This is a genomic window from Bradyrhizobium sp. AZCC 1678 (genome assembly GCF_036924765.1).
Lineage (GTDB): Bacteria > Pseudomonadota > Alphaproteobacteria > Rhizobiales > Xanthobacteraceae > Bradyrhizobium > Bradyrhizobium algeriense.
This window is the reverse complement of record NZ_JAZHSE010000001.1, coordinates 4,434,008-4,453,715: the sequence shown is the minus strand read 5'-3', so window position 1 is coordinate 4,453,715 and position 19,708 is coordinate 4,434,008. Positions and strand designations below refer to the sequence as shown.

At 62.6% G+C, this 19,708-nt stretch carries 21 protein-coding genes and 2 pseudogenes; 11 read left to right on the top strand and 12 right to left on the bottom strand.

Annotated features, from left to right (window positions below; all coding sequences use genetic code 11):
* Positions 1-1,316: 1,316 nt before the first annotated feature.
* Positions 1,317-1,700: a hypothetical protein gene (locus V1294_RS21005; protein WP_334499791.1), complete on the bottom strand. Its 384-nt coding sequence runs from the start codon at positions 1,698-1,700 to the stop codon at positions 1,317-1,319.
* 191 nt (positions 1,701-1,891) lie between these two features.
* On the opposite strand from V1294_RS21005, the gene V1294_RS21000 reads away from it, so the two are divergent.
* A complete protein-coding gene (locus V1294_RS21000; RefSeq protein ID WP_334499789.1) occupies positions 1,892-2,314 on the top strand; it encodes a hypothetical protein in 423 nt (140 codons plus the stop codon).
* Between the two features lie 188 nt (positions 2,315-2,502).
* A complete protein-coding gene (locus V1294_RS20995; RefSeq protein ID WP_334480882.1) occupies positions 2,503-2,913 on the top strand; it encodes a hypothetical protein in 411 nt (136 codons plus the stop codon).
* Positions 2,914-2,977: 64 nt separating this feature from the next.
* Here V1294_RS20995 and V1294_RS20990 read toward each other — a convergent pair whose 3' ends face one another.
* The 3 genes from V1294_RS20990 to V1294_RS20980 all read right to left on the bottom strand — a co-directional run bounded on the left by V1294_RS20990 (position 2,978) and on the right by V1294_RS20980 (position 6,134).
* A complete protein-coding gene (locus V1294_RS20990) occupies positions 2,978-3,457 on the bottom strand; it encodes a response regulator (RefSeq protein WP_334499787.1) in 480 nt (159 codons plus the stop codon).
* An 11-nt stretch (positions 3,458-3,468) separates the two neighbouring features.
* Positions 3,469-5,466: a PAS domain S-box protein gene (locus V1294_RS20985; protein ID WP_334499785.1), complete on the bottom strand. Its 1,998-nt coding sequence runs from the start codon at positions 5,464-5,466 to the stop codon at positions 3,469-3,471.
* 269 nt (positions 5,467-5,735) lie between these two features.
* Positions 5,736-6,134, bottom strand: a complete 399-nt coding sequence (locus V1294_RS20980) for a hypothetical protein (RefSeq protein WP_334499783.1) — start codon at positions 6,132-6,134, stop codon at positions 5,736-5,738.
* A 192-nt stretch (positions 6,135-6,326) separates the two neighbouring features.
* Here V1294_RS20980 and V1294_RS20975 point away from each other — a divergent pair, with 192 nt between their 5' ends.
* Positions 6,327-6,572: a hypothetical protein gene (locus V1294_RS20975; RefSeq protein ID WP_334499781.1), complete on the top strand. Its 246-nt coding sequence runs from the start codon at positions 6,327-6,329 to the stop codon at positions 6,570-6,572.
* Here V1294_RS20975 and V1294_RS20970 read toward each other — a convergent pair.
* Positions 6,564-6,968: a DUF5413 family protein gene (locus V1294_RS20970; protein WP_334499779.1), complete on the bottom strand. Its 405-nt coding sequence runs from the start codon at positions 6,966-6,968 to the stop codon at positions 6,564-6,566. The genes V1294_RS20975 and V1294_RS20970 overlap by 9 nt on opposite strands.
* A 395-nt stretch (positions 6,969-7,363) precedes the next feature.
* Here V1294_RS20970 and V1294_RS20965 point away from each other — a divergent pair, with 395 nt between their 5' ends.
* From V1294_RS20965 to V1294_RS20955, 3 genes are all read left to right on the top strand, one after another.
* The gene (locus V1294_RS20965) at positions 7,364-7,963 is read left to right on the top strand and encodes a formyltransferase family protein (RefSeq protein ID WP_334499777.1); all 600 of its coding nucleotides are present in this window, start codon (positions 7,364-7,366) and stop codon (positions 7,961-7,963) included.
* 202 nt (positions 7,964-8,165) lie between these two features.
* On the top strand, positions 8,166-8,519 hold the full coding sequence (locus tag V1294_RS20960) for a hypothetical protein (RefSeq protein WP_108515832.1): 354 nt from the start codon (positions 8,166-8,168) through the stop codon (positions 8,517-8,519).
* Positions 8,464-9,018, top strand: coding sequence for a hypothetical protein (locus V1294_RS20955; RefSeq protein ID WP_334499776.1), 555 nt, complete (start codon positions 8,464-8,466; stop codon positions 9,016-9,018). The genes V1294_RS20960 and V1294_RS20955 overlap by 56 nt, the downstream gene beginning before the upstream one ends.
* 142 nt (positions 9,019-9,160) lie before the next feature.
* Here V1294_RS20955 and V1294_RS20950 read toward each other — a convergent pair whose 3' ends face one another.
* A complete protein-coding gene (locus tag V1294_RS20950) occupies positions 9,161-9,361 on the bottom strand; it encodes a hypothetical protein (protein ID WP_108515834.1) in 201 nt (66 codons plus the stop codon).
* A gap of 113 nt (positions 9,362-9,474) precedes the next feature.
* Positions 9,475-9,873 (bottom strand): RidA family protein, encoded by a 399-nt coding sequence (locus tag V1294_RS20945; RefSeq protein WP_334480888.1) that lies wholly within the window; start codon positions 9,871-9,873, stop codon positions 9,475-9,477.
* 176 nt (positions 9,874-10,049) lie between these two features.
* Here V1294_RS20945 and V1294_RS20940 point away from each other — a divergent pair, with 176 nt between their 5' ends.
* Positions 10,050-10,928, top strand: coding sequence for a DMT family transporter (locus tag V1294_RS20940; RefSeq protein WP_334499774.1), 879 nt, complete (start codon positions 10,050-10,052; stop codon positions 10,926-10,928).
* Positions 10,929-11,103: 175 nt separating this feature from the next.
* Positions 11,104-12,525, top strand: coding sequence for a caspase family protein (locus tag V1294_RS20935; protein ID WP_334480890.1), 1,422 nt, complete (start codon positions 11,104-11,106; stop codon positions 12,523-12,525).
* Between the two features lie 104 nt (positions 12,526-12,629).
* On the opposite strand, the gene V1294_RS20930 is transcribed toward V1294_RS20935, so the two are convergent.
* The gene (locus tag V1294_RS20930) at positions 12,630-12,869 is read right to left on the bottom strand and encodes a BrnA antitoxin family protein (protein WP_108515844.1); all 240 of its coding nucleotides are present in this window, start codon (positions 12,867-12,869) and stop codon (positions 12,630-12,632) included.
* A gap of 2 nt (positions 12,870-12,871) precedes the next feature.
* A complete protein-coding gene (gene cysK / locus V1294_RS20925; RefSeq protein WP_334480892.1) occupies positions 12,872-13,849 on the bottom strand; it encodes a cysteine synthase A in 978 nt (325 codons plus the stop codon).
* A gap of 244 nt (positions 13,850-14,093) precedes the next feature.
* On the opposite strand from cysK, the gene V1294_RS20920 reads away from it, so the two are divergent.
* Entirely contained in the window at positions 14,094-14,309 is a 216-nt protein-coding gene (locus tag V1294_RS20920; RefSeq protein ID WP_108515848.1) for a hypothetical protein, read from the top strand.
* A 67-nt stretch (positions 14,310-14,376) separates the two neighbouring features.
* Here V1294_RS20920 and V1294_RS20915 read toward each other — a convergent pair whose 3' ends face one another.
* Together V1294_RS20915 and V1294_RS20910 are read right to left on the bottom strand one after the other, a co-directional pair.
* Positions 14,377-14,700, bottom strand: coding sequence for a helix-turn-helix transcriptional regulator (locus V1294_RS20915; protein WP_334489691.1), 324 nt, complete (start codon positions 14,698-14,700; stop codon positions 14,377-14,379).
* A 45-nt stretch (positions 14,701-14,745) separates the two neighbouring features.
* Positions 14,746-14,991 (bottom strand): annotated as a pseudogene (locus V1294_RS20910) (Ada metal-binding domain-containing protein); the annotation flags it as partial.
* Between the two features lie 55 nt (positions 14,992-15,046).
* Here V1294_RS20910 and V1294_RS20905 point away from each other — a divergent pair.
* A complete protein-coding gene (locus V1294_RS20905) occupies positions 15,047-16,276 on the top strand; it encodes an MFS transporter (protein ID WP_334499772.1) in 1,230 nt (409 codons plus the stop codon).
* Here V1294_RS20905 and tgt read toward each other — a convergent pair.
* Positions 16,273-17,407, bottom strand: a pseudogene (gene tgt / locus V1294_RS20900) (tRNA guanosine(34) transglycosylase Tgt). The gene V1294_RS20905 and the pseudogene tgt overlap by 4 nt on opposite strands.
* A 1,135-nt stretch (positions 17,408-18,542) precedes the next feature.
* Between tgt and V1294_RS20895 the strand changes: the two are divergent.
* Positions 18,543-19,634 (top strand): patatin-like phospholipase family protein, encoded by a 1,092-nt coding sequence (locus tag V1294_RS20895; protein ID WP_442895365.1) that lies wholly within the window; start codon positions 18,543-18,545, stop codon positions 19,632-19,634.
* Positions 19,635-19,708: the final 74 nt, after the last annotated feature.

Here is a 19,708-nt window from a genome sequence, read left to right as displayed (position 1 = left end):
GCTTGGCGGCAGGCTACCATCACCGCTGGCGAGATTTTCAAAGCCATAGACGGCAATCTTAGGCCCGGTCGACCTTGGAGGTGACCGACGAAGCCAGACGGCCGCTATATATTATTCACATCGAAGCCAAGCAGATGGGCAGCCCTCGAAAGTCGAGGCGGCCCGACGCACGACGTTGCCGGACGACATACGCCGGGCCTTACCACTGCGGTTCACCCACCGGAATGGCCTATTCAAGCTGGGTGTGATTCTTGGCAGAATTGCGCGTCATGCAGAAACCCGCCGGGTTGAGATCGGCGGGTTTCGCACTCTCGCGGGGGCTTGGGCGGGTTTCCGCGATTGGGAAATTCGTAGCAACCTGAGATTAACGATTTCTTAAGCTTGCATCGGATGCCAGTGAGCCCCGCTTCCTGGCGGCAAAGCTAGCCAGCGCCATTGGGCAGGTGCTCGGGCGCTGTAGACTGCAAGAACGCCGCCAACCAAAATACGGCCCCAGCGGGCTTGGGGGCTGGGGCCGCAAGTAAGGATTATGCGTCAGTGCCGAGAAACAAACTGAGTTCGGCACATCCACTTGATAGCAAATGGCAGGGTACCCCGTACCTGCTCTATTGGGTGTCCAATCGGATCTTTTGGGGTGCCCCTTCAGGAAGCTGCGAGGCGGGCCCGCCAGCGTGAACCGGCGGGCTAACCTCAATTCGCTATGCGAGGTTCGAGGGCGAGAAGTTCTGGCGAGATTGATTGCGCGTCCGCGCCCGCGCAAGAATGTGCATCGCCTTGGCGTCGGATATCTTCGTGATTCCGCGGCATTCGCGTCTCCACCAAGCGCGTGATTGCGCCGGCAGATGCAGCGATCACATTGGGCAGCCTTGTCGCCCTCTACGTCATCGTGCGGCCCATCATCACCGCGTTGCAAAGCTCATTCCTTGGGGTCGTCCCGCTGCTCCCTGACGGGCTCAGTCGTCGGGAATATGCGCTCGTATATCGCGCGGGCCTCTCGAATTAAACGAGCCCGGTCGAGATCAGACTTTGGGATAAATCGCACAACTTCGCCCATGTGAGCTCCAAGACAGGATGCGACAGGGATGCGAACATCATGCCAAACGGAGGGCGCGGGACCGACGCCCCCGCGTCCCGCCGGTCGTCGTCACCCCCGGCGGTCGCGCAATTTAACCGTGATTAAATCGATTGACCTTGGTTCCGGATGGTGACATTATTGCCACATTCAACTATTAAATTAAACAGATTAAACAGGCGTCGCTTTTTTGCTGCCGGAACATCCTCAGGCCGCTTTCCGGTCGGCGCCTTTTTGTTAATGACTATCGAGCTTGGAGCGATGCCTCATGCATACGCGATCCAAAAGATATCTTCGACGCCACCGCGCACGATTGAGAGCGGAACGTCGGGCGTCGTTCACGCCGTTTCTTCAGTGTGGAAACCGACTGGTCCAAAAGATTGCCGTCGGGATGAAGAAACGTTGGCCTGACATCGCTGGATATTCCCGCGCGGACGACCTGAGCGACGGGGGCGGACGAAAGCGGGGCGGTCGCGCCTCGCCAAGCCTGATCCTCAACAAGGCTGATCTTCAACAAGCCTGATCCATCAGCATTAAAGGCTGCCTCCGGGCGGCCTTTTGTTTTCACGCCTCGGGCTGCCAACCTCTGCTCCGCTGAATGCGCGGCGATCGCCTGTTCAGCCGCCATTGCGTGATAGTCTCCTTTGTCGCCTACCGACTGCCGCAGGAACGTCGCTCCGGAAGGACGTCATAATTTCGGTAGGCCGGGCCTTCCCGAGCGCACACACAGCATCGATATGGAAACGCACTTTCCCCTGGCCATTTCCGGAGCGAAGATCGGCCGCAGGGAGATTGAGTGTTCACCGGAGGGACCGAAAGATGTTCGCCAGCATTGCCGGCATAGCCCTCGCGCTACAATTGGGAGTACCAGCCCATTCGCCTAACGAAAGCACGCCCTTGGTCCAGGAAATCTTGACCCATGAATTCTTGACCCATGAATTCTTGGCCCATGAAATCCGGTACCGCCGTGACGGCCGTCCGCCGCCGTGCGGCCACGGTTACGATCTCGATGAGCGGGACGGCAAGTGCTACCCGAACGGGACGGTGCCGCCGCGGTTTCAATCGGGCCGGTATTATCCCCTGGAGTACGGCGGCGGCCGGCGCCCGGTACCATGCGGTCACGGCGCAGACAGCGATATTCGCGATGGGCTCTGCTACCCGACGGGCACGGTGCCACGGCAGTATCAGGAAGGCCGCCCGGGCTATCACTATCGACGAAACGGCTACTACGAAATGCGCTAGCGCGGCGACGCTGAACAGCTGTTCGCCGTACAGCGGCTGTCCCGTGGCGGTCGTTGCAGGGATTTGACTTCCGATACTTGAAATGCGTTCACCGGATATTCAGCGCGCGTTTTGTATGGACGCAACGCAGCGACCGGTAAGCACGTCGTGGAGACGCCGGCAGCTTCTGGTTTGATCGGAGAAGGACCATGATCGTCAGCATTGCCGCCGCAGCACTGGCCGTTCAGTTGAGCATGACGCCTGGAAGCGCTGTTGCACCCGTCTTGGATGCACCTGTCTTGCCTCAAGCCGTGCAATACGGTGTCCCCGCCCATCCGCCGCCATGCGGCCATGGCTGGGACCTGAGCGCGCGCGATGGCCTCTGCTATCCGAACGGCTATCTGCCGCCGCAGGACCAGGCCGCAAGGCAATATCCGCGTTACTATCGCGGCGGCCGCTACCCCGTTCCTTGTGGCCATGGCGCCGACCTCGATGTCAGGGATGGCCAATGTTACCCGAACGGGATGGTACCGCCGCAATATCAGCAGGGGCGTCAACAGTATTACGGCGACGGGTACTACCAACGCCCGCCGCGGGGCCGGTACTACTATCGAGACTGAGCCTTCCGGTCGACTGAAGCGGATCGGGAACGGGAAAGCACCTGCAAGCGCGCTTGCCGGAGCGCTACGGTCGGCGGCGCAGCTCCGCGACAGCATCGGCAACCACCGCGACGAGCGAAGCCATGGTGTACGGCTTCGGCAGCCATCCGAGCGGGGCATAGGGTTCGGCGCGTCCGCGCGTGTGCGCATCGTCATGCGCGGTCGCAAAGATGCAGCGAATGGCGAAGTCCTGATAGAGTTGCCGTGCGGCGTCGATGCCGTCGCGGGTGCTGGCGAGACGAATGTCCATCACGGCGAGCGTCGGTTGCGCCTCGCCGGCCAGCGCGACGGCTTCCTCGGCGGTCATGGCCGGCCCGACAACCTCAAAGCCGGCTGCCGTCAGCGCGACTTCGGTTTGCATGGCGATCAGAAAATCATCCTCGACGACGAGAACGCGTAGTGGGCCCTTCTTGTCTTCTATCCGCCGAGCCTCTTCGGCAGGCGGCGGGTTCCGGTCCGGCTTGGACGGCAACGCAAAATGCCCTGCGCGCTGCTGAGGCGTCATCGGTCACCGCTCTAGATTTTCGCAGCGGGGAAATCGAGGCACGCCCGCGAGGGATTTTTCGTGACGTAGAGCGTTCCATGCAGCTGGCGCGCGAGGCCGAGCACGAGTTGCAGTCCGGACGAGGTCTTGCGTACCTCCTCGAGGTCGAACCCTTCCCCGTCATCTTCGACGCAGAGCGCCAGCCGCCCGCCCTCGCCGGTCAAGTTGACCCGGACGCCCTGCCTCGCATGATCCTTGACGCCGTGCTTTACGGCGTTTGTCAGCAGCTCGTTCAATATCAGTGCGAGCGGCATCGCCACGTCGTTGGAAAGCACGCCGCGCGCAATACCGCATTCAATTCGCGCATCCGGCGGCAGCAATTGCCGGATGGTTCCGCAGACCGCCAGCAGGAATTCTTCCGCTGCGAAATGGCTTGCATCGCTGCGGCCGTACAGCACACGCTGCGCCGCCGCCATCGCCGCGATCCGCGCGCTGGCCTCCTTCAGGACTTTCCGCGCCTCCTCGCTGTGCGCGGTCCTTGCCGCGCAGAACAGCAGCGACTGCAGCATCTGCATGTTGTTCTTGGTGCGATGGTTGAGTTCATCGAGCAGAAGCCGCTGCTGGGTTTCCGCCTGCCGCCGCTCGCTGATATCCACCAGCATGTTGATGGCGCCGGTGATCCTGCCGAAAGCATCCCGCAGCGGCGTCGGGAACGGAATGAAGGGCACCCGCGTCCCGTCCGGCCGCTCGGCGACCGCTTCGGCGCCACGCACGGCGCGCCCTTCCCTGAGCGCGATAGCCATCGGACACTCATCGTGCGGGAGCGGCGTGCCGTCCGGCATGAACAGCTTCCAGGTGATACACCATTCGTCGCTGCCGAGTGTCGGCGTCCGGCCGGAGAATTCGACCGCCGCCTGGTTGAAATAGGTAATTTTCCCCTGCGCGTCGGTCGTGTAGATCGCGGCCGGTATAGCCGCGAGCAATTCGGTGAGACGCTGCTCGCTCTCCCGAAGCTTGCGTTCGGCGTCCTTGCGATCGGTGATGTCGCGGGCGATCTTCGATGCGCCGACAATGCGCCCCGTGCCGTCGCACACGGGCGAGACGGTCAGCGAAATATCCAGAAGGCTGCCGTCCTTGCGCCGGCGAACGGTTTCATAATGGTGGATGCGTTCGCCGCGCGCGATGCGCGCGAGTATCCCGAGTTCCTCATCCTCGTGTCCTGGTGGGAAAAGAATGGTCACGGGCTTGCCGATCGCCTCGCCGGCCGTATAGCCGAACAGCCGCTCGGCGCCTGGATTCCAGCTCCGGATGATCCCGTCCAGGTCTTTACTGATGATCGCATCGTCGGAGGATTCCACGATGGACACGAGCTGCCTCGCACGCTCTTCGGCGGCGCACCGCGCCTGTTCCGTCCTCAATCTCGCGATGCCGAAGCCCAGTTGCCGCGCCAGCGTCAACGCGACGTCGATCTCCGGTTCGACGAAGTGATGCGGCCTGTCGTAATAGGCCATGAATTTTCCGGCGAGCCGGCCGCCGATCATGATCGGAATAAAAGCAACCGCTGCGATATGTTCTCGCGCGATCGTTTCCTTGAGCGCATCCGAAAGTGCTGAAACGCCGATATCCTCGAAGGTGACCGGACGCGGATTTGCTTCGTCCCTGTTCCATGGCGAATGGCCTTCGACGGCCATCCGGTACCCGTCCGACAGGCCCCGCCATCCGACGAAACGCATCGCATCGCTGTCGTCAAACAGGAGGATGGAGGCGCGCTCGCAGGCGAGTGCCGCGAGGATGGCATCCAGGCCGGCGTCGTAAACATCTGGAAGTGACGTGGCGTATTGGAGCCTTTCGGAGAAGTGGAACAGGGCCGCCTGCTCTTCGCTGCGGCGCGCCAGCGCCTGTTCGGCTGTGACAGCCAGCCTCTCTTCGCGCGCGCGCAGCCTTCGTTCGCGAAGCGCCCGAGCGACGTCCGGAGTGGCGGACTGGCCCGGCGGGGAAAGAGTCTTGGCCGTCCGTTGCTGGATGTTCATTCCCGCTATTCCTGCCCCGTGGGGGCAATCTTGCATCACACGATACTCGGCTTCAGCACATGCAGGATCAGCACGCATGACCGCCAAGCTCTTAAGTCCAGCAAGAGACAATCGTTCCCCGCGAAGGCCGGGCATCGAAACGTCCGTTTCCTTGCGTGGTCGCTGCTTGCGGAATGGATCGCAATTCGACCGATAGAGCATGATCTCCGGGCAAACGCTCCGGGTTTGTCGCGAGGGAAAACCGGGGGGCTACTTTTCCGGATCATGCTCTAGCAACCCCGGCAGATCCCCGTGAAACTGCTCACCTCCGGTCGCGTCCGCCGCCGAACCGGCGGCTTTTGCTGGCGAGCCTGACGCGGGCTGATGATCCGCTGCGAAGCGCCCGCATAGGGCGGCGTCACCAGGCGTGCCCGCGCCGGCTGATCAACCGATCCGTAGGAGACGGGCGGCGGTGGAGGGTTGGGCCTGAGCGGCGGGATATTCGCGGCGTTGCCGATGCCGCTGGGATCGGAGAGCGCCCTGGGATTGGCCGGGCCGAACGGTACACCTGATATCGACGAGTTGCCGGCGCCGGCCGAGCCGGCTGGCGGCGTCAATTGTGCGAATGCCCTGGCGGGGGCGATCAGGACGAGCGCCACGAAAAGAACAAGCGCCGGATTGCGGGACATCGAGATCGCTCCAGGAGGCACTCATGCAACGATCATATGGGGCGCGCGTTCCCTCGCCTCCAGATCCTTGGCTCCAGATCCTCTGCTTCCAGCGCGTCGGCTTTTTCTGCCGTCCGCCCTGCTACGGAGTAGGCGTCGGCGAAAGAATCAGACCTAATCATGGCGCGGTCACGTTTTGAGATTTCGGCGGCAATGAACCAGCCTGAGGTCCTCGATTCCGATATCCACGCCCTGCAGCAGTGGCTGCGCGCTGCCTGGCGGCAGCTTGGCGATCCCTCCCTCACCACCTTCAGCCGGCGCGAGTTGCGCAACCAGATGAAGCAGTGCAGCGCCGACCTGCGGGCACGGCTGCAGATGGCGGCCGAACAACAGTCCGGGCCGGTCGAGCAACCGATCCCGACCTACTCCCGGTCAGCGCTGCGAATCCTTTCATGGTGACGGAACAAGGTCAGGCGCCTGCCGTTCGGCCGCCAGCCACGAACACAGCGCTGACGGCACCGCGCCGATGAGGCCGAGCAGCAGGACATACGGACCGTGGCCGAAGCCGATCCAGAACGCCGCTGCAAACGGCAGGTAGCTGATCGTGTAGCCGAACAGCGCCGTGAGCGCGATGCGGTACGAGACGTTGCGCTTTGCCAGCGCATGGTCGAACCACGCGGCCGATAGCGCCGGGATCAACCCGACCAGATATATCGTCGGCAGCATCATGATCTGGGCGACATCGAACGTGGTCGGGCTGCCCGCAAGCCAATTGGCAATCTGCAGCATCACCCAGAACGCGACGATGAAGCCAAGCGGCGGCGCGACGGCGGCGAAGATCAGAAAGCGTTTCATGCTGACAGTCCGTGGTTGCTAATCCTGGCCCGAACTGTAGCGCTGCGTCGTTCGTTGCCGCTGTGATGCCACTCACGCTGGCTGGTGCTCAGGCTCCGCTCGATAGTCGCAGGCGCATTGGGGGATCTGCGATGACGAGAACCGGCCTATGCCTGGCGCAGCCGATCCGCTTCTGCCCGATCGTCCCCGGCGAGGCCGCGCCCTACCCGAGTTGCGCCGTCAAAGGCTAGATTTCTGATTTGACGCGTTTTCCTGCCGCGAACCGGCCTCCACTTCGCTGGAAAACGCTATCGCCACCCTGTTGATAACCCCCACGCCCCGGGGCCGGCGTCGAAACAGGCCGCCATGGTGTGCTATCGGCATAACGGCCTGATTAACGACGACGGACAGAACACATGCGGATCACCCTGGTCGGTTCCCGCCATTTCGGCGTGACGACATTCAATACGCTGCGCCAACACGGGGTCGATATCGTCCTCGTCGTCGTTCACGATGGCGAGGACCGGCTTGCCGCTGCCGCGCGGGCCGCCGGGATCGAGGTCGTCGTGCAGGCCGATCCGAAACGCGTGGCCGCATCGGAAATCGCACCCAATACCGACCTGATCGTGACCGCCCATAGCCATGCCCGCGTCACCCGGGAAGCGCTGGCTGCCGCCAAACTCGGCGGCATCGGCTATCACCCTTCGCTCCTGCCCCGGCATCGCGGCATCGCCGCCGTGGAATGGACCATCAAGGAAGGCGATCCGATCACAGGCGGCACGGTCTACCACCTCGCCGACCGGATGGATGCCGGCGCCATCGCCGCGCAGGAGTGGGTCTTCGTCAGAAAGGGAGAGACCGCCCGCGAGCTCTGGGAGCGCGCGCTGGCCCCGCTGGGCCAGAAACTGCTCGCTGACGTCATCTTTCACGCCAGGACCCACCACAACCTCCCTGCTACGCCGCAGGAGGAAGAATTCGCCACCCAAGCGCCGAGCCTGTCCGACGGCAAGCACTGACCCTTACCAAAATACCTCAAGCCTCCGGTTCGCGCCGAATTTGGCATCAAAGGGACGATTTTTTCGTTCCCCGACCGGAACCAGATTCACCTTGATGTGTTTGAAATCCCGGGAACTTTCCACAGTATTGCGTCGCACCCAAGTTTGGACACATTGTGACCAGATAAGGCACGCCATCACACACATCTCAAGGAATTGATCCATGCGCGCCAATCGCATCAGCGACATTTTGTTTGCCTCGTTTCTTGCCGCCGCCGCGACCTTGGCCGCAGCTCCAGCCTCCGCCCAGTCGCCCTATGACGGCCTTTGGCAGGTTACCGTTGTCACAAAAACGGGCAGTTGCGATGCGCAGACTACGTCGACCGTGAATGTCGCCGACGGCAAGATTTCGGGCGGTCCGGTTTCCGGCAGCGTCGGCAGCGGGGGACTTGTGCGAGTCTCGATCAATGGTGCATATGCGAACGGTCAACTCAGTGGCAACTCCGGATCGGGGAAATGGAATGGGGCTTCAGCTGGTGTCGCGTGCAGCGGTCGATGGGAAGCGTCCCGTCAGTAAGGCAAGCCAGACTTCAGAATTTTTCGCCAAAGCGCGGCGGCTGACATTCGCAGCCGTCGCGTTTTTTTTGACGGCTTTCGCGGCCTCCACCAGCTACGCCCAGTCCAGCGCGTTCGCCGGCATGGCAGGCACCTGGTCCGGCCCCGGCACCGTGACGCTGGATGATGGTTCGAGCGAGCGGATCCGCTGCCGAGCGACCTACAAGGTGAACGGCCCCACCATGGAAATGGTCCTCACCTGCGCCAGCGACGCCTACCGGTTCAACCTGCAAGCGGCGGTGGTCGCGGCGGGCGGCGAAGTCAGCGGCACCTGGAGCGAGACCAGCCGCAATGTCGGCGGCAACATCCAGGGCCGTGGCGCCAACGGCAGCTTCCAGGTGATCGCCCAGGCGGCGGGCTTCGGCGCCAGCATCGCGCTGAAGACCACCGGCAACAAGCAGCACATCGCCATGAAGGCCGACAGCCAGTTCCGCGCTGCCAATATCTCGCTGTCGAAGTAGGCCTGGCTGTCGTACCCCGCGAAAGCGGGGTACCCAGTACGCCGCGCCCTGGCGTTTCAGTCATAACATCTCTGGAATACTGGCTCGCCCGCTCCAGTGCGCAATTGCGCACAAGGCTGGCGATGACAGTTGTGCCGTCGCACTAACTCGTCTTTGGCTTCTCGAGCTTCGCCGCGGTCTCCTTGATCGTCTTGGCGATCAACAAAGCCTGCTCCTTGTTGAACGCAAAATCCTGCACGCCCCGCTGGGTGGTCAGCGACAGCACCATGATGTCGGGCTGGTGCTCGGGCCAGCCGGTTGCGAAGGCGGTCACGAAGTCTGCAGAGGTCGATCGACTGGTCATTGGCTCACGATATCCTTTTGTCTTTTCCGGCGCGCCTGACGTGGAAAGCGCCCGCTCCTTGTGATGTCTGGTTCCGCCTTGGCCACTAAGCCTTTGGCACTAGGCCTTGGGCTCTAGGGCTTGGGCACATAGGCGGTGACTTCGATTTCGACCTTCGCCCTGACGTCGACCAGCCCGTCGATGTAGAGCAGCGTCGATGGCGGGAAATTGCGGCCGAGCGTTTCCTTCCAGGCTGCGCCGATGCCGGGACCTGCGGCTTCGTATTCGCTGCGGCTGGTCAGATACCAGGTCAGGCGCACGATGTGCTCCGGTCCCGCGCCGGCTTCTCCGAGCAGCTTGACGATGCGCTTCAGCGCCGTACCGACCTGGGCGGCCATGTCAGGGGCATAATCGCCCTTCTCGTCGCCGCCGGTCTGGCCGGCCAGCACAATCCATTTGCCGGGACCGTCCACCTCGACACCGTGCGAGAAGCCGCGGGGTTTCGACCATTCGGCCGGTTGCAAGATACGCATGCGTAAGTCCTCCTCAATTCCCGTGACCGACAATGTTGGACGATCCCTTAGCATTGAACGGAGGCGCGCTCCCACAGTGAAATTGGGTCGGCGCATCGCTGCCCCGCTGCATATACGCATTGCAAATTGTGGCGTGCTCGCCGATACCGGTCTGCCCTCAACCGATCTCCTGCCGAATGGACCGCACACAATCCAAAACCCTGGCCGCGCTGTGGATGGCCGGCTGGCTCAGCCTGATGCTGATCATGGCGGTCGCCGGACGCGAGGCGGCGCGCGAGATCAACGTGTTCCAGCTCATGGAGATGCGCTCGATCCTCGGCTTCCTGATGCTGTACCCGCTGATCCGCGCCAGCGGCGGATTTGGCGCGATGAAGACGACGCGACTGCCGCAGCACGTGGCGCGCAACCTCATCCACTACGGCGCGCAGCTCGGCTGGTTCTTTGCGCTGACGCTGATCCCGATCGGCCAGGTGGTGGCGATCGAATTCACCATGCCGATCTGGACCGCGATCCTGGCCGTGACGTTTCTCGGCGAGCGCATGACGATCTGGAAGATCGCGGCGATCGTGCTCGGCATCGTCGGTGTCGTCGTGATCGTTCGCCCCGCCACCAGCGAGGTCAATCCGGGCCAGTTGATCGCGCTTGCCGCAGCCGTCGGATTCGGCGTGTCGGTCGCGATGGTCAAGTCGCTCACCCGGACCGAGCAGCCGCTCTCGATCATGTTCTGGATGCTGGTGGTGCAATCGGTGGCAGGTCTCTTTCCCGCGCTCTACGTCTGGACGTGGCCGCCGACCTATCTGTGGGGCTGGGTCGTGGTGATCGCGTTTTGCGGCACGTTCTCCCACTACTGCATGGCGCGCGCGATGCTGCATGCGGATGCCACTGTGGTGATCCCGATGGATTTTCTGCGGGTTCCACTGAGCGCCGCCGCCGGCTGGCTGATCTATTCGGAACGGCTGGACCTGTTCACCGTGCTCGGCGCGGCGCTGATCCTCACCGGCAATCTGTTGAACCTAAAACCGAATCCTTCGACTAAGGCATCCGCCCAAAGCTGAAATTTATTTGCCGGGCTGTGATCTAGATCACGCGACAGCGCGTGGCACAACGGTAACGGATGGCCCCGGATTTGGTTATTCGCCCGCTTTTTTGTGGCGCGAAGCGGGTGATTTTCGGTACTGTCCGTCTAGAGTTAGAACCAAAGCCTTTATCGATTCTGCAGGGGGATTTCCTATGCGCTACCCAACCCTCATTTTGTCCGCCATCTGCATGCTTTTTACGGCGGGCACAGCCAGCGCCGACAAGCGTGTTGCCTTCGTCGTCGGTAACGGCGCCTACAAGAACGTCGCCCCGCTGCCGAACCCGTCGGTCGATGCGAAAGCGATAGCCGCGACACTGCGCAATGTCGGATTCGAAGTCGTCGAGGGCTCCAATCTCACGCGCGACAAGATGACCGAGCGGCTGCTCGACTTCGGCAAGAAGGCGCAAGGCGCCGACGTCGCGCTGTTCTTCTACGCCGGTCACGGCATTGCCATCTCCGGCACCAACTATCTGTTGCCGATCGACGCCGACATCAAATCCGAAATGGACGTCAAGCTCGGCGCCGCGATCAACATCGACCTCACCCTCGAGCAGACCATGGGCGACGCCAAGGTCAAGCTGGTGTTCCTCGATGCCTGCCGCGACAACCCGTTTGCAGCCAAGATCAAGTCGAACGCCGCGACCCGCAGCGTCAACGTGCAGACGGGTCTGGCCGAAATGAAATCCGGCGAAGGCACGCTGATCGCGTTCGCGACCGGCCCGGGCCAGACCGCGCTCGACGGCCAGGAAGGTAGCAACAGCCCGTTCACGCGCGCCCTGCTCGCCAACCTCACCCAGCCCGGTGTCGAGATCCAGCAGGCGATGACTAAGGTCCGCGCCCAGGTCAATGAGGAGACCAACAAGGGACAATTGCCCTGGGGTCACACCAACCTGATCGGTACGGTCTACCTGAACGGCGCGCCCGCGCCTGGCGCCGTGGCGGCGGCAGCGCCGGCGGGGTCCGCTTCAAAGGCGTCGGACGTGGAACTGGAGTTCTGGCGCTCGATCAAGGATTCCAACAAGCCGGAAGAACTCAACGCCTATCTGACCAACTATCCCAACGGTCAGTTCCGCTCGCTGGCCTTGTCGCGCATTGCTTCGCTTGAGTCCGGTCCCAAACCCGATGCCACCCGCAACCTGAGCACCGGCATCGATCCCGCGACCTTCAAGGAGGAAGCGGACCAGACCACCGAGGACCAGATCGGCCTCGACAAGGGCCAGCGCCGCGACGTGCAGCGCCGCCTCACCGGGCTCGGCTTCGACACCAAGGCCACTGGCCAGTTCGATCCGGCCACCCGCGGCGTGATCGCGCGCTGGCAGGCCGCCCGCGGCTATCCCAAGAGCGGCTACCTCAACAAGCTGCAGCACAAGGCGCTGCTGACCGAGATCGTCGCGGCCGCGCCGACCGCGAGTTCCGACGAGGAGCGTCCTGCCAAGCGCCGTGCCAGCAGCCCACCGCAAGCTCAACCGCAAGTGCAAGCTCAACCGCAACCGCGCCAGCACAGTGCGCCCGGTCCTGACCCCGCCGGCGCCGGGCGCTTCATCGGCGGCGTCGTGGGCGGCATGCTACGCTAAGGCGCAAGCGATCCATTTACAAAAAGGCCCGGGTTCATCCCGGGCCTTTTTCATTCTGCGCTTCTTCATTCTGCACTTCGCAAAATTAAAATGCTCGCGGCGATCTATTTGCCCGCGGCCTTTCGCAATGCCTCGTTGATGCGGTCCTGCCAGCCGGGGCCGCCCTCCTGGAAATATTCCAGCACATCCTGATCGATGCGCAGCGAGACCAATTCCCTCACGCCGGGAAGCGTGGGCGTCTTCGGCGGCGCTTCCGCCACCTTGGTGGTGGTGCGCTTGAACGCCGCCTCAGCCTCGGTGCGCGCGTCGTTCAGGGTTCTCGGCCGCCGCGGCTGGTCCGCCATCGCTAGATTCCTTCAAACAGTGCGGTTGACAAATAACGCTCGGAGAATGACGGCACGATCGCGAGGATGGTCTTGCCGGCGCTCTCGGGCCTTTTGCCGATCTCGAGTGCCGCCGCGATCGCGGCGCCCGAGGAAATGCCGCCGGGAATGCCTTCCATGCGCGCCAGCGCGCGCGACATCTCGATCGCAGTCGGCCCGTTGACCCTAACGATCTCGTCGATAACAGAGCGATCCAGAATGTCCGGAACGAAGCCGGCGCCGATGCCTTGAATCTTATGCGGCGTATGCTGCCCGCCCGACAGTACCGGGCTTTCTTCCGGCTCGACAGCGACGATCCGCAACGACGGCTTGCGCGGCTTGAGCACCTGTCCGACGCCGGTAATGGTGCCGCCGGTGCCGACGCCGGCGACGAAGAAATCGATATTGCCGCCGGTGTCATTCCAGATTTCTTCCGCCGTGGTGCGGCGGTGAATTTCGGGGTTGGCGAGGTTCTTGAACTGCTGCGGCATCACGGCGTTGGGCGTGGTCCGCACCAGTTCCTCCGCGGTCGCGATCGAGCCCTTCATGCCCTGGGCTGCCGGCGTCAGGATGATCTCGGCGCCGAGGAAGGCCAGCATCTTGCGCCGCTCGATCGACATCGACTCCGGCATCACCAGTTTCAGCCGGTAGCCGCGCGAGGCCGCGACGAAGGCGAGCGCGATACCGGTATTGCCTGACGTCGGCTCGATCAGCACGGTGTCGGCGTTGATCACGCCGGCTTTCTCCATCGCGATCACCATCGCCGCGCCGATGCGGTCTTTCACGCTCGCGGCGGGATTGAAATATTCGAGCTTGGCCAGGATGGTTGCGCTAACACCATGCGCCTCCGGCAATTTGCGCAGGCGGACAATCGGCGTGTCGCCGATCGCATCGACGATGGAATCGAAAACCCGACCCCGCCCCGGACGTTGCACTGCACTCGTTACCGACGACGCATCCATCTCAACACTCCTGTAACAAATCATGTGCGGGGAATTGGCGGCTCTCTTACTTAGGAGGCGGCCGCACCGATGCGCAAGTCGGAATTGCCGGAGCGAAGAGTTCGCTGCATTGCAAACAAGAACGTCGCTAAATATCGCGAAATCAACTCATTTGTGTTGCGACATCGTCAAGGGTTTTGGTTATACTTTCGTCGCGAACTGAGCCAGAGGTCCCCAGAAGTTCAGATCGCGAAGGAGGGTCACGATGCCAGCTATTGCTGAAATCCTGTCGACCGTAGCGTATAAGCCCGATCCGCGCGGCTGTGATCTGCCGACGTGCCCTGTGTGCGCCGATACCATGGTGGCTGCGGAAGCTTCCGCCTACCTCAACGACAACGTGATCAGCTATCTCTGGACCTGCGACACCTGCGGTTACGGATTCGTGACCAAACATTCGGTCAAGCGGTTCGCCTGTAATTGACTTAAACTGTCGAAGCGATGTCACCGCGCGCCCACCCGGCGCGCGTTTGCTTTTGATCCCAAGATTTCTAACCGTTCCGCTGCGCCCGCCGAATTTCGGTCGGGGGACGCTTGTACACTTCTGCAAAGACCGCATTGAAGCGACGCAGGCTGCGGAACCCCGCCAGCAACGCAATCTCGATCATCGGCAATTTGGTATTATCCAAAAGTCGTTTCGCCCGCTGCACGCGTGCCGTCCTGGCAATCTGACCGGGGCTGGCGCCGAGATGCTTGTCGAATAATCGGGTGAGATGCCGCGCGCCCACGCCAAGGCTGGCCGCGAACACTTCAACCGGCGCGCGATCGAGTGCGCCCTCATTGATCAGCCGGACCGCGCGCTCGACGGTCGCCAATGAACCCTTCCATGCCGGAGAGAATGGCGCCGTCTCTGGCCGGCAACGCAGGCACGGCCGAAATCCAGCGCGCTCCGCGGCCGCTGCCGATGGATAAAACGACACGTTTTCCGCCTTCGCGGGGCGAACCGGGCAGACCGGACGACAGTAGATGCGCGTTGTCCTGACGCCTGAGAAGAACCGACCGTCAAATCGTCGATCGCGGCTGACGCGCGCCCTCTCGCAGGTTGCCACATCCAGATTGCCGACCCTGGTTCTTGCCGACGACCGAGTCCGATTGCGGCGAGCCATCGCGCACTCCTGATGCTACCTCGTGCCCATCTTATGTTTCGGGAAAATGGAAACAATGGTCGCTGCGAGCCGGTTCTTTGGATGGTCAGTTGCCTGGTCGGCGTTCGCAATCGCCGTGTTTGCCTGGGGCATCGGATTCTACGGCCCTTCCGTGTTTCTTCAATCGCTGCACCAAACGCGGGGCTGGCCGATCTCGCAGATTTCGTTGGCCGTCACCGGCCACTTCCTGCTCAGCGCTATCGTCATTGCCGGCTTGCCCGAGATACATCGCAGGCTTGGAATAGCCAAAACGACGTTCCTTGGCGCAGTCCTCACGGCGGCCGGCCTGATCCTGTGGTCCGGCGCGCGCGAGCCGTGGCAGTTGTTCGCCGCCGCAATCCCGAGCGGCGCTGGTTGGGCCTTAACGAGCGGCGCAGCACTGAACGCCATCGTGGCAAGATGGTTCGATCGCGACCGGCCGATGGCGATAGCACTTGCGTTCAACGGCGCCAGCGTCGGCGGCGTGCTGTTCGTGCCGCTGTGGGTCTCGTTGATACGATCGATCGGATTTCCGTCCGCCGCGCTCCTGATCGGTGGCTGCATGGTCGCCACAGTCGCGTACCTCTGCGTCAGGTTCCTGACCAAATCCCCTGAGGACATGGGGCTGGCGCCAGACGGCGACGCCTCGCATCAGGCGGGAGCGAGACCGGAGCCGAGACGGACTCGCATCGAGATCGTTCGATCCGCGCGTTTCATCACGATTTCGGCAGCTTTCTCGCTCGGACTCTTCGCCCAGATCGGCCTGCTGGCCCACCTGGTGGCTCGTCTTACGCCGGAGCTTGGAATTGAGCATGCCGGGCTTCTTGTCAGCCTGGCGACGGTATGTGCCGTCATTGGCCGGATCGCGGCCGGCAAGTGGATCGGCAAGCATGATCGCCGGTTCGCGGCTGCCGCCAACTTTGCCGTGCAGATCGGCGGTGTCCTGTTGTTGATTTTCGCCAGCGGATGGATGGGTCTCGCGCTTGGGTGCGTTCTGTTCGGTCTCGGCATCGGCAATCTGACCTCACTCCCACCATTGATCGTACAGAAGGAGTTCGAACGCGAGGATGTCGCCACCGCGGTGGCGCTGATTGTCGCCATCAATCAGGGGGTATTTGCATTCGCTCCGGCCATCATTGGCGCCATGCGTGACACGACAGCCGATTATCAGTTTCCGTTCGCCCTCATTGCCCTGATTCAACTTCTGGCAGCCGTCATTATCCTGCTTGGCCGAAAGTCCACACGCGCTCCGGCAACTTCACCCTAGCGCGGCGGTATATCGCCCTTCGCCCAGCCTGCGCGCGTGCGTTCGCGGAAGTCAGCAAAAATTCCCTGTGAAATCGCTTCGCGCATGCCCCGCATCAGGTGCTGGTAATACGCCACGTTGATTTCCGACAGCAGCATGGCGCCGAGTGTTTCTCCCGACCTGACCAGATGATGCAGATAGGCGCGGGAATAGTCTCGCGTCGCCGGCCATTCGCTTTCCTCATCGAGCGGCCGCGGATCGTCGGCATGGCGGGCGTTGCGCAGATTGATCTGGCCGAAGCGCGTGAACGCCATGCCATGACGGCCGTTGCGGGTCGGCATCACGCAGTCGAACATGTCGATGCCGCGCGCCACCGCCTCCAGCAAATCCTCGGGCGTGCCGACACCCATCAGATAACGCGGGCAATCCACAGGAAGCGCCGGCGCGGTTTCATCGATCATCGCAAGCATCACGGCCTGCGGCTCGCCGACCGCAAGCCCGCCGATCGCGTAGCCGTGGAAATTGATCTCGACCAGTTCGCGCGCGCTGATATGGCGCATCTCGGGGATGTCGCCGCCCTGCACGATGCCGAACAGCATGTAACCATCTGGCGCGGTCTCGAAGGCGCGCTTGCTGCGCTCGGCCCAGCGCAACGACAGCCGCATCGCGCGTTCGATGTCGTCGCGCGTAGCCGGCAGCCGCACGCACTCGTCCATCTGCATGGCGATGTCCGCGCCGAGCAGCCGCTGCACCTCGATCGACCGTTCCGGTGACAATTCGACCTTGGCGCCGTCAATATGCGAACGGAAGGTCACGGCCTTCTCGCTCACCTTGCGCAGGTCCGACAGCGACATCACCTGGAAGCCGCCGGAGTCCGTCAGCATCGGCCCGTTCCAGCCGGTGAAAGGCCTGCAGACCGCCGAGCGCGGCGATCCGCTCGGCGCCCGGCCGCAGCATCAGGTGATAGGTGTTGCCGAGCACGATATCGGTGCCGGCATCGCGCACCTCGCGCCAGTGCAGGCCCTTCATCGCACCTGCGGTGCCGACCGGCATGAAGGCAGGCGTCTGCACCACGCCATGCGGCGTGGTCAGGCGGCCGGTGCGTGCCGTACCATTGGTGGCGAGCAATTCGAAATGATTGGGAAGACTCATGGCGCTGCTTATTGCGTGCCGAGAACGGCCAATCAACCGCCTGGTGGATGAAATGTGACGCTTGGTGCCCAACACGGAAGCACTCGGGCTCCCTTGCTATTGAATAAAACTCGGCACTTTGGCTCAGTTGTTGCGGCGCGATATTACGGTGGCTATTGGGAGGAAAGCGGACGTCGCGCGGATACCCCATTTCAGTAACGATTGACCGAGGGCGGTCATCAGCCGCCGTATTCGGGAACGAGGTTGATATAGATCAACACTTGATGATGTGCATCGGCGCAGTCATTCCATCACTGATATCATATGGAGACGCGCAAATGAGTAAGCTTGTTTCGGTAGGACTGATCGCCGCGGCCATGTTCGCTAGTCCAGCCATGGCGGCGTGGTACGACAAAAACGGCGCAGTTATCCATCCCTCCCGCGTCGTTCACTGCATCCGGGCTCCAGACGTTGGCCAGTTTGCCGGAGGTTCGTGGAATAATCCTCCCTGCGAACCGGCAACCCGGGGCTCAGGCACCAGGGCGGCGTGGTACGACAAAAACCGCGCAGTCGTCCATCCCTCCCGCATCGTTCACTGCATCCGGGCTCCAGACGCTGGCCAGTTTGCCGGTGGTTCGTGGAATAATCCTCCCTGCGAACCGGCAACCTGGCGCGCAAGCGCAAGGTAACACTAAAAAGCGCGTATGGGTGGGCGAAAAGCCCGGTCTGTCCGGCGCTGCCTTTTCGACCTCTACACCGACCCGCGCAAAGAAAGCGGCTGCCAACATTCCCTGCGAAGGGAATGTTCAATGTCAGGACGATTCGCTGACGCTGTACGCCGGCGCCAAATCGCCGGGCGTAGACAGGGAGAGCAACTGGCTACTCGCGAGTGGTCAGTTCTCGCTCGGGAGCAGCCCGCGTCCCACGCCGGACACCATTGAGCCGCCCAGAGCGCCCTTCGCCTCTTGTCAAACAAAACGATACCGTATAGTTTTATGAACCGGGCACGAAACCCCGCTGGCGATGAGGCCGGCGGCGGCAAGTGCGTGTGTACGGTGACTGGCGGCGAATGCCCTCCCTCTCTTTCCTGACTGGATCAATCCTCTCCGACCGCCGGATCAGGAGGACAGGCTCACGCCTGCTCCGGTCAGCCGTCTTGCTGTGCAGCCTCGCGCTGGCCGCCTGCACGTCCCTGCCGCGGACGCCCTACAGCGCTGCGGATGCCTCCGGCTCCCGCGTGCTCGATATCGACGGGCTGCGGCGCTACACCGACGAACCCGTCACAAAATTCCGTTTCGAGAAAGACGACCGCTCCTCAACCAAGACCTATCTCGCGCTCTCCGGCGGCGGCGCCGATGGCGCCTATGGCGTGGGCGTGCTGAACGGCTGGACCGCGGCCGGCACCCGTCCGACCTTCTCGGTCGTCTCAGGCGTGAGCACCGGCGGCCTGATTGCGCCTTTTGCGTTTCTCGGCTCCCAATACGACGACACGCTGAGGGAGGTCTACACCAGCGGCATCGCGGAGAGCCTGCTCGATGATGCCAGCATCATCCGCGTGCTCTTCGGATCCGGCCTGTTCGGCAATAAGCGACTGCGCGAACTGGTGGCCCGCTATGTCGGGCCGGAGATCCTGGCCGCCGTTGCACGCGAAAATGCCAAGGGCCGAAAACTGCTCGTGGTGACGACCGATCTCGACACCCAACGCACGGTCGTTTGGGACATGGGGAAGATCGCCGCGATCGGTTCGCCCGAGGCGCTGCGCCTGTTTCGCGACGTGATGGCGGCCTCCGCCAGCATTCCCCTGGTTTTCCCGCCCATCCTGATCGAAGCCGAGGGACAGGGCCGGCGCTTCGAGGAGATGCATGTCGACGGCGGCGTGACCGCTCCAGTCCTGACGCTGCCGGATGCCCTGCTGTTCCAGGGCCGCCTGCCCGGAAACAGCCGGATGAACATCTACATCCTCGTCAACAAGAAGCTCGAACGAACGTTCGAGCTCGTGTCCAACAGCACGCTCGATGTCGCTTCACGCAGCCTGTCGTCGATCACCCAGTCCCAGACGCGCTCGGTGATCTTCTCGACCTACGATTTCGCCAAGCGCAACCGGTGGGGCTTCCATCTGTCCTACATTGAGCGCGACTATCCCGCATCGCGCTCAGAAGGGTTCGACACCGCCTATATGCGCGCGCTTTATCAGCATGGCTATGAGAAGGCTGCGTCGGGCCGGGCCTGGACCTCGACGCTTCCGTGAGCCACGCAGGAGCGGAACGACGACTTTCCTGGACCGTTGACGATATGGCCAATTCGGCCAGATTGGCGATGACG

Coding starts and splice junctions, on each gene's coding strand:
- V1294_RS20920 (WP_108515848.1), top strand. CDS start 14,094: ATGCCAGCTATTGCTGAAATCCTGTCGACCGTAGCGTATAAGCCCGAT.
- V1294_RS21000 (WP_334499789.1), top strand. CDS start 1,892: ATGTTCGCCAGCATTGCCGGCATAGCCCTCGCGCTACAATTGGGAGTA.
- V1294_RS20930 (WP_108515844.1), bottom strand. CDS start 12,869: ATGGCGGACCAGCCGCGGCGGCCGAGAACCCTGAACGACGCGCGCACC.
- V1294_RS20965 (WP_334499777.1), top strand. CDS start 7,364: ATGCGGATCACCCTGGTCGGTTCCCGCCATTTCGGCGTGACGACATTC.
- V1294_RS20975 (WP_334499781.1), top strand. CDS start 6,327: ATGAACCAGCCTGAGGTCCTCGATTCCGATATCCACGCCCTGCAGCAG.
- V1294_RS20990 (WP_334499787.1), bottom strand. CDS start 3,457: ATGACGCCTCAGCAGCGCGCAGGGCATTTTGCGTTGCCGTCCAAGCCG.
- V1294_RS20905 (WP_334499772.1), top strand. CDS start 15,047: ATGGTCGCTGCGAGCCGGTTCTTTGGATGGTCAGTTGCCTGGTCGGCG.
- V1294_RS20985 (WP_334499785.1), bottom strand. CDS start 5,466: ATGAACATCCAGCAACGGACGGCCAAGACTCTTTCCCCGCCGGGCCAG.
- V1294_RS20935 (WP_334480890.1), top strand. CDS start 11,104: ATGCGCTACCCAACCCTCATTTTGTCCGCCATCTGCATGCTTTTTACG.
- V1294_RS20940 (WP_334499774.1), top strand. CDS start 10,050: ATGGACCGCACACAATCCAAAACCCTGGCCGCGCTGTGGATGGCCGGC.
- V1294_RS20995 (WP_334480882.1), top strand. CDS start 2,503: ATGATCGTCAGCATTGCCGCCGCAGCACTGGCCGTTCAGTTGAGCATG.
- V1294_RS20945 (WP_334480888.1), bottom strand. CDS start 9,873: ATGCGTATCTTGCAACCGGCCGAATGGTCGAAACCCCGCGGCTTCTCG.
- V1294_RS20955 (WP_334499776.1), top strand. CDS start 8,464: ATGGGGCTTCAGCTGGTGTCGCGTGCAGCGGTCGATGGGAAGCGTCCC.
- V1294_RS21005 (WP_334499791.1), bottom strand. CDS start 1,700: ATGGCGGCTGAACAGGCGATCGCCGCGCATTCAGCGGAGCAGAGGTTG.
- V1294_RS20960 (WP_108515832.1), top strand. CDS start 8,166: ATGCGCGCCAATCGCATCAGCGACATTTTGTTTGCCTCGTTTCTTGCC.
- cysK (WP_334480892.1), bottom strand. CDS start 13,849: ATGGATGCGTCGTCGGTAACGAGTGCAGTGCAACGTCCGGGGCGGGGT.
- V1294_RS20980 (WP_334499783.1), bottom strand. CDS start 6,134: ATGTCCCGCAATCCGGCGCTTGTTCTTTTCGTGGCGCTCGTCCTGATC.
- V1294_RS20970 (WP_334499779.1), bottom strand. CDS start 6,968: ATGAAACGCTTTCTGATCTTCGCCGCCGTCGCGCCGCCGCTTGGCTTC.
- V1294_RS20950 (WP_108515834.1), bottom strand. CDS start 9,361: ATGACCAGTCGATCGACCTCTGCAGACTTCGTGACCGCCTTCGCAACC.